Source organism: Prevotella conceptionensis 9403948, assembly GCF_000312305.1.
Taxonomy (GTDB): domain Bacteria; phylum Bacteroidota; class Bacteroidia; order Bacteroidales; family Bacteroidaceae; genus Prevotella; species Prevotella conceptionensis.
In genome coordinates, this window is record NZ_HE999444.1 from 279,950 (window position 1) to 295,805 (window position 15,856).

Sequence of the window (15,856 nt, forward strand, 5' to 3'; positions counted from 1 at the left end):
GTAAGGCGTTTGCCCTTGGCTCGCGTGGTTAGGTCTACTTCGCCGTTCATGTAGCCCATGTTTTGCAAGGCCAGTTTCAGGTCGTTGCACGACAATTGTGCCTGCAATGTGTCGTACACCACAGGTTCTTCGCCAATCTTACGCAGCGTGCGGTTAATCCATCTGGTGGTGTCGCGCCCCGAAAGAGCGTATGCGCCCAAGGGAATTTTGAACACAGAGAACCACTTGGAGTTGGCCTTCTGTCGGATATAAGGTTCGAGCGAGGCCACGTTAAACTTCTTCGTGTCGGCCTTCAGTTCCACTTTTTCAAGCAAGTAGCTTTCGTCTGGCACGAATTTAGTTGCGCTACACGCCGCCAACAAGGCCAACATGCACCACAAAGATAAGACTTTTAACGCTTTACGCAATAACAGATGGGGTTGATATATATTTGTTCCTGAACGCTCCATTTCCGCACAAAGGTACAACTTTTTGCGTTTTCGGGCAAACACGCATGCAGAAAAGGTGGGGCAAGATATGTTAAGTATTGTGCAACGTAGGGGTGAAACGAAAAGCCATCGGGCACACTGCTTATGTGTGTAGACCTCATTCTGACATAAGAAAGTCGTGTTGACTTTTAATGTTTCCACAAATTGAGAGGAGTTTGCGTCTTTGTGCTGTAAAACCAAGATAAACGCACCGCTTATGCACGAAGTGCTGGCTAAGATACGAAAGAACTGAAGTTTCGCACCATTTGTCTGTGGCAAAGCGTGGTTATGCCTCAAAAGTTGATCTGGAGGAAGTCCTTCACTGCTTTTTCTACAAGTCGAAAACCGGCCGTCGATGGCGTACGACTTCTGCGTTTCCATGATTTTGTCCCTGTTGGCCATGAGCTGCATGCCCTGCAACCGTTCGCACGGGTTGTAGTAAGCGTACGTGCTTTCCGTGCCGTTGCCCACTCGCGCGTGTTTACCACACGTCGATCTTGTCTAGTTTTAAGCAAGAATTTTAACACTATGAGTGCCTTTTCTGTCCACCAACCGCCCACCTTGCCGCAAAAAATCGATTCTCGCGAAGGTTTGTTTTGATGCAAAAAGGGGTTAGTCTGTGAATACGACAAAATGAATATTTATTTCAAGGAACCGCCATTTGTACCATATTTGGGGCTGTTTGTGGCTAAATGTACTGCAATTTGCAGCAAAACGCAGTGCAATATGCCGCAAAACGCAGTACGTTTTGGTGCTAAATGCAGTGTGTTTTGGTGCTAAACGCAAGGTAAAATGGTGCTAAACGCAGTGCAAGATGCAGCTAAACGCAAGACGAAAAGCATAAATATACGTCGCAATGGTATAAACAAAACCTTTCTGAACCATTAGATATGTGACTGAAAGGGGCAAAATAGCTGTTAAAAAGCATGTTTTTGGGGGTTAAAAGCGAGTAATTGGGCTTGAGAAATTACGGACCTTCTGCCAAACTAGAAAGGCTAAATGGTGCAAAATGTAGGTTTTTCTCTTAAAATTTAACATATTGGCAGTCGTGAAAGACTAGAAATAGTAGTGATTTACCTACTTTATGGCCCATGTTTCCGCTAGAACGGAGTGAAAATTAGAGGGGTGTTGTAAAATAAAAGATAATAATTTAAGTTTTTGAGTTGGGGAGTTTCTAAGTTGATGAGTTTTAGAGTTGAGAATCTTTTGGGTTGATGGTGTTTTGAGTTGATGATGTTTTGAGTTAGGGAGTTTGTGAGTTTTGGGGTGCTTTTGAGTTGGTGAGCTTTTGAGTTGGAGATTTTTTGAGTTGGGAAGTTTTTAAGTTGATAAGCTTTTGAGTTAATGATTTTTTGAGTTGGGGGAGTTGTTGAGCTGGGGAGTTTGTGAGTTGATAAGTTTTGAAGTTGATGGTTCTTTGAGTTGATGAGCTTTTGAGTTGAGGAGTTTTTGAGTTTTTTGGGGGGTAATTTGCTAGTTGATGTCTTCGGGAGTTGTTGGGCTATCGAGAGTTAATAAGCCAGTGAGCTGACTTGGGCTGCACTCCTCTCAATTGATAGAAATATTAACAGTAAAGACGACTACAAAAAAGACCGGGTGCATCACTGCAGCCGGCCCCCAAAAAATTAGAGAGTTATAAAAAAATCAAGTTGTTTATCTGTGTCTCAGAAATTCAAATTTAGCTTTATCTTGCATCACTACATGATACACGTAGTTGTTTTCGCGCTGCATCATTGTTCTGCAATGATTTGCTTACCCTGCTCAACAGCTTCCATATTCAGCGGTATCAAGTTGTGGTAGCGTTCGGGAAGGGTTTTAAACAGTGCCTTATTCAAGCCCTCGGTGCTAACCACAGGGCAAACTTTAAGCAGTCCGCCAAGTACAATCATGTTGAAAACCTTGGCGTTCTTCATTTCGGCAGCCTTGTCCATAGCGTCCATCCGATACACCTTAATATCGGTTCGCGATGGCGGAGAGGCAATGCCGTTGCCGTCGTAGATAAGTATTCCGCCGGGCTTTACGCGTGGTTCGAACTTGTCGAGCGACGGTTGATTCAGCACAATGGCCACGTCGTACTTACTCAGAACGGGCGAAGAGATGCGCTCGTCGCTAACAATGACCGTTACGTTGGCCGTTCCGCCGCGCTGTTCGGGTCCGTATGCGGGCATCCACGTTACCTCCTTATCTTCCATCAAGCCAGAGTAGGCCAATATCTTTCCCATTGAAAGCACTCCTTGGCCACCGAAACCGGCGATGATTATCTCGTGTTTCATTCTTTCGTTCTGTCTTTTAAGTCGCCCTTCTTATAATGGTCGAACATGTTATCTTGCATCCATTTGTTGGCATCGGCGGGCGACATTTTCCATCCGCTGCTGCAAGTGGACACGATTTCAACGAGCGACGAACCTTTGCCAGCCATCGAAGATTCGAATGCCTTGCGTATGGCACGCTTGGCTTTATTGATGGATGCCACGGTGTCCACACTCTGTCTACTAACAAAACACGTGCCTTCTAATTGCACGGCAAGGTTGGTTAGGTCGATGGGATAGCCGTGAAGTTCGGGCGTTCTGCCTGTGGGGCAAGTGGCCGTGGGCTGTTCGAGCAGCGTAGTGGCCGACATCTGTCCACCCGTCATGCCGTAAATGGCATTGTTGACGTAAATGATGGTGATGTTATCTCCACGGTTCAACGCGTGCAATGTCTCGGCTGTGCCAATGCAAGCGAGGTCGCCATCGCCTTGATAAGTAAACACAAGGCGGTCGGGCCAAAGCCTTTTAACACCTGCTGCCAATGCCGGAGCGCGCCCATGAGGGGCCTCTTGCCAGTCGATGTCGATGTAACGATAGGCAAACACGGCACAACCAACGGGGCTAATGCCCACCGTTTTCTCCTCCATACCCATCTCGGCGATAACCTCGGCAATGAGTTTGTGTACCACGCCGTGCGAACAACCGGGGCAATAGTGCATGGTTGTGTCGTTCAAGAGTGCCGGTTTGGCGTAAACTAGGTTCTCAGGACTGATTATATCTGTGGTCATTGCAACTTCTCCTTTAACGCTTTTACAATCTCTTCGGGTTCGGGAACGATGCCGCCTTGTCGGCCAAAGTGGGCCACGGGGACTGTTCCTTCAACGGCCAAGCGCACGTCTTGCACCATTTGCCCTGCGTTCATCTCTACAACGAGCAAGCCTTTCTTGCCTTGTGCAAGGCTATCCAACTGACGTTCGGGGAAAGGCCACAGCGTAATGGGGCGGAAAAGCCCAACACGTATGCCTTCTTCGCGAGCCAGCTCTACGGCTTTTTCGGCTAAGCGCGCCGCACTGCCAAACGCTACGAAAACGTATTCGGCATCGTCGGTGTGCAGTGTTTCAAAACGCACTTCATTGTTGCGAATCTCTTCGTACTTGGCTTGCAGTGCCCTGTTTTTTTCTTCCATCAACTCAGGGCGCAGTTCGAGCGAGGTGATGATATTGGGTTCGCGACCACGCGTGCGGCCTGTTGATGCCCAAGGGCATTCCTTTATTATCTCTTCTTCGGTTCGGCGAGGTTTCATTGGCGGAAGAACCACCTTCTCCATCATCTGTCCGATAACACCGTCGCTTAATATCATGGCTGGATTTCGGTACTTAAAGGCCAAGTTCATGGCCAAGTCTACGAAGTCGGCCATCTCTTGTACCGAATTGGGAGCAAGCACAATGACATTGTAGTCGCCGTTTCCGCCCCCACGAGTGCTTTGGAAATAGTCGCCCTGCGAAGGCTGAATGGTACCCAAACCTGGGCCACCACGTTGCACGTTAACGATAAGACCTGGTATTTCGGCACCCGCCATATAGGATATTCCCTCTTGCATGAGGGCCACACCTGGCGACGATGAGGAGGTCATTACGCGCTTACCCGACCCACCGCCGCCGTAAAGCATATTGATGGATGCCACTTCGCTTTCGGCTTGCAGCACCACCATGCCCGTGGTTTCCCAAGGGCGCAGTTGGGCCAATGTTTCAATTATCTCGCTTTGAGGGGTGATGGGATAGCCGAAGTACCCGTCGATGCCGGCGCGAACGGCCGCATGGGCTATTGCCTCATTACCTTTCATTAGTCTGACTTCACGCTCTGCCATCACTATTCTCCTTCACTTTCATTCTATAAACGGTGATGCAACCATCGGGGCAGACGGTTCCGCACGCGGCGCAACCCACACATGCCTCGGCTTTCACGGCTTGCGCGTAGGCATATCCGCTAGCATTCACCTTTTTCCGAGCCAGTTCCAACACGTCGTATGGGCACGCCACGACGCACAGGTCGCATCCTTTGCACCTGTCGGTGTTGATAACCACGGCTCCTTTTATCTTGTTCATAACTTCTTTCTTATATGCTGCCTTGGGCAGTACTTTCGTTGTGGCGTCGCAACTGCATGTGTTGCGATTGAATTTCTTTACTTGCAACGACGGCGAAAGGTTGTCGCCAATGTGCAGTAATTTGTTTTTCAAGGATTAAGGGCGTCCTTAGCGTAGAAGGCCAAGATGCTGTTGAGCATCTCCCGCGCTTGAACCGCAGGACTTTCGGGGTCCAATTCTATGGCCTCCGCATAGCATTCCAATGCCTTTTGCCAATTTCCCTGCCGGCGATAGGCATTGCCTTGTTCGTAATAATCCTCGCTATTCATTGCGTTTTGCGAATGGCGAACCAGGCACGAAACCCTGTTCGCCATCCACTCCATATTTATTTATAAAATTCTTTCTTACCTGCCGAGAGGGTATTCTTCATCAACGAGCAGATGGTCATTGGGCCAACGCCGCCAGGAACAGGCGTAATGAAGGAACACTTGGGCGCAACCTCGTCGAACTTAACATCTCCGCTCAGTCGGAAACCGCCCTTACGCGATGGGTCTTCCACACGCGTGGTGCCCACATCAATCACAACGGCACCCTCTTTTACCATGTCGGCCGTCACGAAGTCGGGCCGTCCGATGGCTGCCACGATGATATCGGCCTCGCGACACTCGTCTTTGAGCGACGGCGAGTGCGAGTGGCACACCGTAACAGTGGCATCGCCGTATTGCTTTTGCATCATCAGCTGCGCCATTGGCTTACCAACGATGTTGCTACGGCCAAGCACAACGCACTTCTTACCCGAAGTGGCGATGCCGTAACGCTGCAAAAGGGTGAGGATACCCAACGGTGTGGCCGAGATGAAACACGGCAATCCGATGGCCATGCGCCCCACGTTGATGGGATGGAAACCGTCTACGTCTTTGCGATAATCCACTGCCTCGACAATCTTTTGCTCGTCGATGTGCTTGGGCAAGGGCAATTGCACGATAAATCCGTCCACGTCTTCGTCCTTGTTCAGCTTGTCTACGCAAGCCAGCAGTTCGGCCTCGGTAACGTCTTCCTCAAAGCGGATGAGGGTAGACTTAAAGCCACATTGCTCGCAAGCAATCACTTTGTTCTTCACATACGTCTCCGAACCACCATCATGACCCACTAGCACCGCGGCCAAGTGCGGCTGTTTACCTCCGTTAGCAACGATTTGCCTCACTTCTTCGGCAATCTCCGCCTTGATGGCAGTGGCAGTTGCTTTTCCATCGATTAACTGCATCATTTCTTAGTTAGTTTTTAAAGTTTCGGCATTCCGGGCATTCCTTTCATCTTACTCGCCATGCCGGCCATCTTCGCCATATTGGTTCCGGTCATCATCTTCATCATCTTTCGTGTTTGGTCAAACTGCTTTATCAGTCTGTTAACCTCTTGGATGTTGGTTCCGCTGCCCTTCGCAATACGTTGTCGACGGCTGTTATTAAGGATTTCAGGATTTGTTCGTTCTTTGGGCGTCATGCTTTTGATGATAGCTTCGATGCCCTTGAAGGCGTTATCGTCGATGTCTACGTCCTTGATAGCCTTGCCAACGCCTGGTATCATCGACGCCAAGTCTTTCAGATTTCCCATTTTCTTTATTTGTTCAATCTGTTTAAGGAAATCGTTAAAGTCGAATTTGTTCTTTTGTATTTTCTTTTGCAGGCGCTTTGCCTCTTCTTCGTCGAACTGTTCTTGGGCTCTTTCAACCAACGACACAATGTCGCCCATGCCCAAGATGCGGTCGGCCATACGCTCCGGATGGAAAACGTCGATGGCTTCCATCTTCTCGCCCGTACCAACGAACTTAATGGGCTTTGTAACAACCGTGCGAATGCTTAGCGCAGCACCACCACGCGTGTCGCCATCTAGCTTTGTCAGCACCACACCGTCAATGTCTAAGCGGTCGTTAAACTCACGAGCGGTGTTCACGGCGTCTTGTCCCGTCATCGAATCCACCACGAAAAGGGTTTCGTCGGGGTTCAAAGCCTGTTTCAAACGATAGATTTCGTCCATCATTTCTTCGTCAACGGCCAAACGTCCGGCGGTGTCCACAATCACCACATCGTTGCCTTTGGCCTTGGCCTCACGAATGGCGTTGTTGGCGATTTCCACCACATTCTTGTTGTCGGGTTCGCTATAAACAGGCACACCCACTTGCTGAGCCACCACCCTAAGCTGCTCGATAGCCGCAGGGCGATACACGTCGCAGGCCACGAGCAAGGGGTTCTTATGCTGTTTACCTTTAAGCAGGTTGGCAAGCTTACCGCTAAACGTGGTTTTACCCGAACCTTGCAAGCCCGACATCAATATGATTGCCGGACGATTTGTAAGTTGCAAGCCTACGGTTTCGCCACCCATGAGTGCAGCTAGCTCGTCGTGCACAATCTTAACCATCAGTTGCCCAGGCTTAACGGCCGTAAGAACGTTCATGCCCAGTGCCTTTTGTTTTACCGTATCAGTAAAAGTCTTGGCCACCTTATAGTTCACGTCGGCATCGAGCAAGGCTCTGCGCACGTCTTTAAGGGTTTCGGCCACGTTGATTTCGGTGATTTTCCCTTCACCTTTAATTATTTTAAAAGACCTTTCAAGTCTGTCGCTAAGATTTTCAAACATTTAAGTGTGTTGTCTTTTTAATTGGTTTTATGCAAAGATAGTGATAAATGGGAGAATAGAAAATACTTATATCCAAGTTTTAAGAGAATTTAAATTTGTTGTCGTTTATTTATGCGCATATACAAAGAATGTGTGCAACTAATACACTTACAGGCCAATATATCAGCATTTTTGTTCGATTTGAGCCATACATGGCGATTCTTTCATCATATTTTACACCAAATTGCAGTACGTCTACACATTATTTCACACCAAGGATATGCTCCAAAATCCATCTATATTCGGGCTTGGGCAGCACGCCAACCACTTAATTCATGGTGTAAAATCAATTGGTTTTACGTCATTCGCCAGAAGTATTACTTGGCACAACGATTATTTCTCACCCTCCAACTGGCGAAGTTTTAGCATCTATTGCCTACGAGCGAGTAAGTGCATACAAACGTTTAACATCAGTACAAGCGGCTTGTATCCACACAACAAAGGGGCCTTTACCCGCACGACAAAGCGCTTGTACAGGCACCACAAGCCGCTTGTACCCGCACGAAAAGACGCTTGTAGCGTGATTATAAAGATGCTTGTAGCCTCGCTGCAAATGGTTTTTACATACACATTGACGGCAAAAACACGGGCAAACGAACACCATTCCAAGAGCCATTCTCTCCGCCTATAACAACGCCGACACCGCCCTTCAAAACTAACATAAGTTAAAAAGACGAAGAACAGATAGCCGTTTGCCCGAAATTTGCTATTTTTGTAAAGCTAAAATCGCAACAAAGGCCAAGCGCATTACACACCACGCCTTCAACATTTAGGTTGCCTCAACGGCACGGTACAGCAACAAGTGGGCATTCCCCACAACTGCAACTCCACGCCACGGCAACACGAAAACGGCGACAATAGAGATACTAGAAGACATTTACAGTTATGAATGAGAATTTGAAAGAAGAAAGCAAAAATCACAACAACCCCTTTTTCGGGGAATATAAAACACCGCACGAAACCGTGCCTTTCAACCTGATAAGAACCGAACACTACGAAGAGGCATTTTTGGAAGGTATCAGGAGAGACGACGAAGAGATTGAGAAACTTATCAACAACCCCGAAACGCCCACCTTCGAAAACACGATTATCAGGGTGGACAACGAGAACGGAGACCACTATTACGACCTGCTTAACCGCGTGTCGAATGTTTTTTCGTGCATGCTCAGCGCAGAAACCAACGACGAACTCGATGCACTGGCACAAAAGATGAGCCCCATTCTCACCCAACACGCCAACGACGTGCGGCTGAACAAAAGGCTTTTCGAGCGCATTAAGTACGTGTACGAAAACCATCGCGAACTAGATGCCGAGGAACAGATGCTCTTGGAAAACAGCTACGACGGCTTTGTGCGTAGCGGCGCACTGCTCGACGACGAGGGGAAAGAACAACTTCGCAAGCTAACAGAAGAGGCCGGCGTGCTATCCTTGCAGTTTTCGCAAAACCTGCTGAAAGAAAACAAAGCCTTTACACTGCATATCACCAACGAGGAACAACTGGACGGACTGCCCGATACGGCCCGCGAAGCAGCCGCACTTGCCGCTAAGGAGCTAGGCAAAGAGGGGTGGGTGTTCACACTCGACTTCCCCAGCTACTCGCCTTTCATGACCTACTCCTCGCAACGAAACCTGCGCAAGCAACTCTACATGGCGCGAAACACCGAGTGTACACACCAAAACGACACCAACAACTTGGAGATTTGCAAGCGCCTAGTGAACCTCAGAAGGGAGTTGGCACAGCTTTTGGGTTACGACACATACGCCGACTATGTACTGAAACACCGCATGGCCACCAACATCGACAACGTCTATCGCCTGCTAAACGACCTCATTAAGGCCTACAAACCCACGGCCGAGGCCGAACTGAAAGAAATGGAAAGCATGGCCAAAGAGATGGAAGGCGACGATTTTGAGTTGGAACCTTGGGACACAGCGTACTATTCGCACAAGCTGCAAATGCAGAAATACAACCTCGACAGCGAAATGTTGCGTCCTTACTTCGAACTATCGAAGGTTATCGACGGCGTGTTCGGGCTGGCCAATCGCCTATATGGCATCACCTTTAAGCCCAACAAAGACATCCCAGTTTACCATCCCGACGTGAAAGCCTACGAGGTTTTCGACCGAGACGGAAGTTATTTGGCCGTGTTCTATGCCGACTTCTTCCCCCGAAAGGGCAAGCAAGGCGGTGCGTGGATGACCGAGTTTCAAGGACAATGGGTAGACCGCAAGGGCAACAACGTAAGGCCACATGTTAGCGTGGTGATGAATTTCACTAAGCCAACTGCCGAAAAGCCCGCACTGCTTACCCTTGGCGAAGTGGAAACTTTCTTGCACGAGTTCGGCCATTCGCTGCATGGCATGTTCGCCAACAGTCGTTTTGAAAGCCTCAGCGGCACCAACGTATGGTGGGACTTCGTGGAATTGCCATCGCAATTTATGGAGAACTTCGCCATAGAAAAGGACTTCTTGAGCACCTTCGCCTTCCATTACGAAACAGGCGAACCCATCCCCGACGAACTTATCGACCGCATTGTGAAAAGCCGAAACTTCATGGCGGCATCGGGTTGTCTGCGACAAGTGAGCTTCGGATTGCTCGATATGGCCTACTATACGCAGCGAGAGGCATTCACGGAAGACATCATTCCCTTTGAAAAAGAGGCGTGGAAAGAGGCCATCATCATGAAACAGCTGCCCGATACGTGCATGACCACCCAGTTCTCGCACATCATGGCGGGCGGATATGCCGCAGGATATTACAGCTATAAGTGGGCCGAGGTGCTGGATGCAGATGCTTTCAGCATGTTCAAGAAGAACGGAATATTCGATCAAGCCACGGCTCAAAGTTTCCGCGACAACATTCTTTCGCGTGGCGGAACAGAGCATCCGATGACACTTTACAAGCGTTTCCGCGGTGGCGAGCCCACCATCGACGCGCTGTTAGAACGCGACGGCATCATGTCCAACGGCTAATCAGAGCTACATTCGGCTTTCGCCGCCAAACAAAACGCCACAACAACAAACATTCAACCACCCATATTATATATATGTGTACCGACAACAAACAAACCGTTTTAGACCTGCGCTACCTGCGCATGGCACGCATTTGGGCCGAAAACAGCTACTGCGTTCGCCGCAAAGTGGGCGCACTGGTGGTGAAAGATAAGATGATTATCAGCGACGGATACAATGGAACGCCCAGCGGTTTTGAGAACGTGTGCGAAGACGACAACAACGTTACCAAGCCATACGTGCTGCATGCCGAGGCCAACGCCATCACCAAGCTAGCCCGAAGCAGCAACAACAGCGATGGTTCAACGCTTTACGTAACGGCCGCTCCCTGCATAGAGTGCTCAAAACTCATCATACAGTCGGGCATCAAGCGTGTGGTGTACGGCGAGAAATACCGATTAGAAGAGGGCATAGAACTTCTTCGAAAAGCTAACATCGAAGTGATTTATCTCAATCCAGAACAGAATGAACCCTAACAAACGAAACAGATACATGCCCTTGCTCATGGCCGTGTGCGTTGCATTCGGCATTGTGATTGGCACTTTCTATGCAAACCACTTCTCTGGCAACAGGCTTAACATCATCAACTCGGGCAGCAACAGGCTCAACAACCTGCTGCACATCATCGACGACCAATATGTCGACAACGTAAACATCGACTCGTTGGTGGATAAAGCCATCCCACAGATACTGTCCGACCTCGATCCGCACTCGGTTTACATCACAGCCAAAGACATGCAAGCCGCCAACGACGAGCTGAAAGGGTCGTTCTCGGGCGTGGGCATCGAGTTCAACATCCGCCAAGACACGCTGCACGTGCAAAACGTAATAAAGAACGCACCTGCCGAAAGGGCTGGATTGCTGGCTGGCGACAAGGTGGTAACCATCGACGGCAAACCCTTTGTGGGCAAAATCGTTACCAACGACGAGGCCATGCGCCGACTGAAAGGCCCGAAAGACACGAAGGTGCGCATCGGCGTACTACGCTATGGGCATCAGAAACCATTGGAATTCACCGTCACACGCGGCGACATACCACAAAAAAGCATAACCGCAACCTACATGCTCGACGATGATACGGGCTACATTCGCGTTAAGAACTTCGGCGAAAGAACTTATCCCGACATGCTCATCGCCTTGGCCAAGCTGTCGCAAGAGGGGTGCAGGAACCTCGTTATCGACCTCCGCGACAACACGGGTGGTTTCCTCCAATCGGCCGTACAGATGGCCAACGAGTTCCTACCAAAGAACAAACTGATAGTGTACACGCAAGGGCGCAAGTCGCAAAGGCAAGACTATGTGAGCGACGGAAAGGGTAGTTACCAGCGTATGCCGCTCGTTGTGCTCATCAACGAAGGCTCGGCGTCGTCGTCAGAGATATTTGCCGGTGCCATGCAAGATAACGATAGGGCCACTGTTATTGGGCGCCGTTCGTTCGGAAAGGGACTAGTACAACAGCAAATGGGCTTTACCGACGGCAGTCTTATTCGCCTTACCATCGCCCGTTACTACACTCCGTCGGGCCGTTGCATACAAAAGCCGTACACCACCGGCGACGCTGCTGACTACGAACAAGACATTTACAGCCGCTATCAGCATGGCGAGTTCTTCTCGCAAGACAGCATCAAGCACACGGGGCCTGCTTATCACACGGGCATTGGCCGCCTAGTGTATGGCGGTGGCGGCATTACGCCCGACATCTTCGTGGCCGAAGACACAATCGGACTTACCTCCTACTTCAAGCAAGCAGCCATGAGCGGGCTTATCTTGCAGTTTGCCTACAACTATACGGACAACAACAGGCAAAAACTTGCCAAGTATAAAACCCTCAAAGACTTGACCGACTACCTGGGCAAGCAAAATTTGGTGGAACAATTTGCCACTTATGCCGACAAGCATGGTCTGCAACGGCGCAACTTAATGATACGCAAATCGCACAAAATGCTGTCGCGTTTCATCATCAGCCGCATCGTTTACAACATGCTCGACGACGAAGTGTGGACCCAATACCTTAACGAAGACGACCCCGTTATAACTGCCGCCTTGAAGGTGTTTAAGAATAATGCCGCTTTTCCCAAGCTCACGCATGCCGACAAGGGTAAGGCCGCAACTCAACAAAAGCGGAAATGATGGACAAGAAGGCGTTAAGACAGGAGATTAGACTACGCAAGCGACAATTCAACGGCGAACAATTGCGCCAGTTGTCGCTTGCCGTAATGCAGCGTTTGCTGGCTCATCCACGAGTGGTACAGGCCAACACGGTGATGTTCTACCACTCGCTGCCCGACGAAGTGTACACGCACGAGGCCGTAGACCAACTCGTAAAGATGGGTAAAAGGGTGTTGTTGCCCGTGGTTGTTGACGAAGAACATCTCGAAATACGCCAATATCAAGGTCCACAAGACCTTAAACTAGGCGCAATGAACATCCTAGAACCCGCGGGCAAGCCCTTCACGGCCTATCAAGAGATAGAAACCATCTTGGTTCCAGGCATGAGTTTCGACCCTCACGGCAACCGACTAGGTCGCGGAAAGGGCTATTACGACCGTTTTTTGGCACAAGTTCCGCAAGCCTATAAAATAGGTGTGTGTTTCGATTTCCAAAAGGTAGACGAGGTGCCAACCGACGACAACGACATAAAAATGAATGAAGTGGTGTAAGGGATGGTGCCAGTAACACCCGGCAAAGCCACTCCCCCGACACCTTATTATATATATAAGCTATTGTATTTAGGTAACAATAACACCACAATCAGCAGATAAAGAAACAAGCAGAGCAGTATCACGCGTATTCATTAAACACTGCTCATGGGACATAATGGCCCATATACACTTTTAGGGAACACAGTAAAAACGTCGTAGAGGCGATGTTTCAAGGTGCTTAGCTGTCAACATGATAGCTAACTGTATGATGTATATCCCATAAAGCAACTTACAAAGAACGAAAAAAGAGCGTTAGCGTTAAGCCCCAAAACAAAGCCAAGCACGTTTGTTGGGCCTTATCAAGGCTAGTGACACGCACTTTTCGAGAAAGGCAAAAAGAATGCTTTACAATAAATAAATATCTGCTTATGAAAAAGAACGTTTTTTATTATTACATCCTTGTCCTTGTGACCGCACTTTGGCAAACGCAAGCAAGGGCAGCCGACTATTATGTGGAGGTTGGCGAAGTACACATAACCTCCGACAACTACAAGAACATCTCCGCTGCTGGAGGCTTTCCGGCTGTAAAAAAGGGAAAGGTTACTTTCGACAATTCTACCCGCACGCTCACGCTGAACAACGTTTTGATTAAGCCTGCTGAGGGTAAACGAGGCATCTATGTGTTTATCGACTACGAATGGAAAAAAAGACCACTCATCATCAAGTTGATTGGGCACAACGTCATTGAAGCCACAAAAGAAAGTTCCGTGAGCACAAATAGCATTCCCATAGTGATAACAGGCACTGGTTCGCTAGTAGCATCCGGTAACGTATCAATCTCCTCAGGTAAACAGCTGACCATTCAAGGTGGATGCACCATCGAGGCCAAGTCACCCATTTGGGCAGACACCATCACCATCAACAATGCCCAAGTGCATGCCATTCGCGTTCTAGAAAATGAGCCATGTATGCGTGGCTTTTGGGGAATTAAGCTTAAAGGCGGTAGCTATTTGGCCAGTCCGCAAGGGGCAACTTGCGAGTATCGCAGCAATATGTACCACGCTAACTGGGGCTGGGTGTTTGTGAAAGGTGAAGAAATATGCGGCGAAGTTCTTATCAAACGCGGCAAGAACACGGGCATCGACAACGCCGCCACGCCACCATCAACCAAGGAAGACGTGATATATACGCTCGACGGCATACGGATGAAACTGCCCTTTGAGCGTCTACCCAAGGGCGTGTACATTGTTAATGGTAAAAAAGTGAAGAAAGAGTAATTGTTTCCTTGCACGCCATTATATTGCGCCACCGCATTATAATTTCTAACCTACTTTGCCTTGTCCCGTGCAGAAATAGGTGCTCAAATGTAAAAATGCAACTCATTCCAATGCAGATGGGAAAAGAAAGATAAAAGAATGTCATTAATGGCTGGTTCTAAAACACCTTTGGCGGCTTTTTAGAACCAGCCTAATACCAATTTATGGAACAGAATGTTAAAACATTAGAGGCTCTTAAAGATAAACTATGCAATTGGAAATATTATGATGAAACACAATTGCAAGAGTTAATGAAAGAGTTTGAGAAGTTTCCCAGAAAAGAGTTCTCGTTCTTTTATGTTCCTATTTTAGTCGATAAAACTTTAATAGAGAACATAATTGAGATAGGTGAAACTTTTCAAGCCAACTCAAATATATCAATAAATGTTATTTCAAGTTTGGGTTGTATTGTACGGCGATACAAATTAAAGCCTTCCTCTAAGGTATTTGAATTATTCACGAAAGCGATAAAGAACAGAAAAGTTAATTACTATGTGTCTTTGCATATTTCCGCGTTTCCTCAATATCGCACTTGGAAAGACAAATGGAACTATTTGCTTTCAATGCCCCAAATTGCGCCTAGGAAACAATCAATGGTGAACTTTCATCATGAAATAAAACAGATGCTCAACTCTAAAGATTATATTCCGTCAGAGGTTATAAAGAAAACAATAACTATTCTAAATTCCCACATCAGCTCTGTTGAATTAAGTAAGTATAGCAAAGATGAATATTTAAATACGATTAACTTATTAGAGCAAATGGGTAACAAACACACTCTTTAAAGCTCTTATGGGTTAAACGCACGCGATGACGCCCCTACTTTCACTTCTTGGGGCTTTTAGCAGAAAGAATGGACGAAAGTATGGACAATAATATCTTTCAGTTCGAAGTCGTCTTGACTTTTAATATTTCTATAACTTGAGGAGAGTGCAGGACAAGTCTACTCACTGGCTTATAAACTCACGAAAGCCCAACAACTCCCGAAGACATCAACTCACCAACTAAAAAACTCATCATCTCGAAAACTTAAATTATTATCTTTTATTTTACAACACTGCTCTAATTTTCACTCCGTTCTAGCGAAAATATGGGTTAAAAAGTTGGTAAAAAGCCACTGTTTCTACCCTCTCACGCCTTGGGGCTTGTCAATTTTTAAGCCTAAAACCTGCATTTTGCACCATTTAGCCTTTCTAGTTTGGTTGCTAACTCATATTTTTTCAACTCCAAATACCTGCTTTTAGCCCCTAAAAACCTACTTTTTGATGGTTATTTTGCCCTTTCTAGCCATGTGTTTCATGGTTCTATAAGGTTTTGTTTATACAATTGCCGTGGATGTTTATGCTTTTCGTCTCGCATTTTGCAGCATTTAGCACCGCGTTTAGCACCAAAATGCGCTGCGTTTAGCACCAA

General features: G+C 47.8%; 13 protein-coding genes and 1 pseudogene. 6 read left to right on the top strand and 8 right to left on the bottom strand.

Annotated elements, in window-relative coordinates:
- From BN93_RS03310 to ffh, 8 genes and pseudogenes are all read right to left on the bottom strand, one after another.
- Positions 1-371 (bottom strand): annotated as a pseudogene (locus BN93_RS03310) (hypothetical protein); the annotation flags it as partial.
- A gap of 1,826 nt (positions 372-2,197) precedes the next feature.
- Positions 2,198-2,740, bottom strand: a complete 543-nt coding sequence (locus BN93_RS03320) for a 2-oxoacid:acceptor oxidoreductase family protein (protein WP_009230223.1) — start codon at positions 2,738-2,740, stop codon at positions 2,198-2,200.
- Positions 2,737-3,504 carry a thiamine pyrophosphate-dependent enzyme gene (locus BN93_RS03325; RefSeq protein ID WP_019186943.1) on the bottom strand — a complete coding sequence of 256 codons (768 nt, stop codon included), beginning with the start codon at positions 3,502-3,504 and terminating at the stop codon, positions 2,737-2,739. Before BN93_RS03325 ends, BN93_RS03320 begins: the two co-directional genes overlap by 4 nt.
- The gene (locus BN93_RS03330; RefSeq protein ID WP_044259683.1) at positions 3,501-4,583 is read right to left on the bottom strand and encodes a 3-methyl-2-oxobutanoate dehydrogenase subunit VorB; all 1,083 of its coding nucleotides are present in this window, start codon (positions 4,581-4,583) and stop codon (positions 3,501-3,503) included. Before BN93_RS03330 ends, BN93_RS03325 begins: the two co-directional genes overlap by 4 nt.
- The gene (locus BN93_RS03335; RefSeq protein WP_009230220.1) at positions 4,570-4,821 is read right to left on the bottom strand and encodes a 4Fe-4S dicluster domain-containing protein; all 252 of its coding nucleotides are present in this window, start codon (positions 4,819-4,821) and stop codon (positions 4,570-4,572) included. The genes BN93_RS03330 and BN93_RS03335 overlap by 14 nt, the downstream gene beginning before the upstream one ends.
- A 128-nt stretch (positions 4,822-4,949) precedes the next feature.
- Positions 4,950-5,129: a tetratricopeptide repeat protein gene (locus BN93_RS03340; RefSeq protein ID WP_044259779.1), complete on the bottom strand. Its 180-nt coding sequence runs from the start codon at positions 5,127-5,129 to the stop codon at positions 4,950-4,952.
- A gap of 56 nt (positions 5,130-5,185) precedes the next feature.
- Positions 5,186-6,064, bottom strand: coding sequence for a bifunctional methylenetetrahydrofolate dehydrogenase/methenyltetrahydrofolate cyclohydrolase FolD (gene folD, locus BN93_RS03345; RefSeq protein WP_044259781.1), 879 nt, complete (start codon positions 6,062-6,064; stop codon positions 5,186-5,188).
- Between the two features lie 17 nt (positions 6,065-6,081).
- Positions 6,082-7,434 carry a signal recognition particle protein gene (gene ffh, locus BN93_RS03350; protein WP_009230217.1) on the bottom strand — a complete coding sequence of 451 codons (1,353 nt, stop codon included), beginning with the start codon at positions 7,432-7,434 and terminating at the stop codon, positions 6,082-6,084.
- A 924-nt stretch (positions 7,435-8,358) separates the two neighbouring features.
- Here ffh and BN93_RS03355 point away from each other — a divergent pair.
- From BN93_RS03355 to BN93_RS03380, 6 genes are all read left to right on the top strand, one after another.
- Entirely contained in the window at positions 8,359-10,446 is a 2,088-nt protein-coding gene (locus BN93_RS03355) for a M3 family metallopeptidase (protein ID WP_019186948.1), read from the top strand.
- A gap of 74 nt (positions 10,447-10,520) precedes the next feature.
- Complete coding sequence (locus tag BN93_RS03360) at positions 10,521-10,961, top strand: deoxycytidylate deaminase (protein ID WP_019186949.1); 441 nt, start codon at positions 10,521-10,523, stop codon at positions 10,959-10,961.
- Positions 10,951-12,615 (top strand): S41 family peptidase, encoded by a 1,665-nt coding sequence (locus tag BN93_RS03365; RefSeq protein ID WP_019186950.1) that lies wholly within the window; start codon positions 10,951-10,953, stop codon positions 12,613-12,615. Before BN93_RS03360 ends, BN93_RS03365 begins: the two co-directional genes overlap by 11 nt.
- The gene (locus BN93_RS03370) at positions 12,615-13,145 is read left to right on the top strand and encodes a 5-formyltetrahydrofolate cyclo-ligase (protein ID WP_019186951.1); all 531 of its coding nucleotides are present in this window, start codon (positions 12,615-12,617) and stop codon (positions 13,143-13,145) included. Before BN93_RS03365 ends, BN93_RS03370 begins: the two co-directional genes overlap by 1 nt.
- Before the next feature lie 410 nt (positions 13,146-13,555).
- Positions 13,556-14,404, top strand: a complete 849-nt coding sequence (locus BN93_RS03375; RefSeq protein WP_019186952.1) for a hypothetical protein — start codon at positions 13,556-13,558, stop codon at positions 14,402-14,404.
- 203 nt (positions 14,405-14,607) lie between these two features.
- Positions 14,608-15,228 carry a hypothetical protein gene (locus BN93_RS03380; RefSeq protein WP_019186953.1) on the top strand — a complete coding sequence of 207 codons (621 nt, stop codon included), beginning with the start codon at positions 14,608-14,610 and terminating at the stop codon, positions 15,226-15,228.
- The last annotated feature ends 628 nt before the right edge of the window (positions 15,229-15,856 follow it).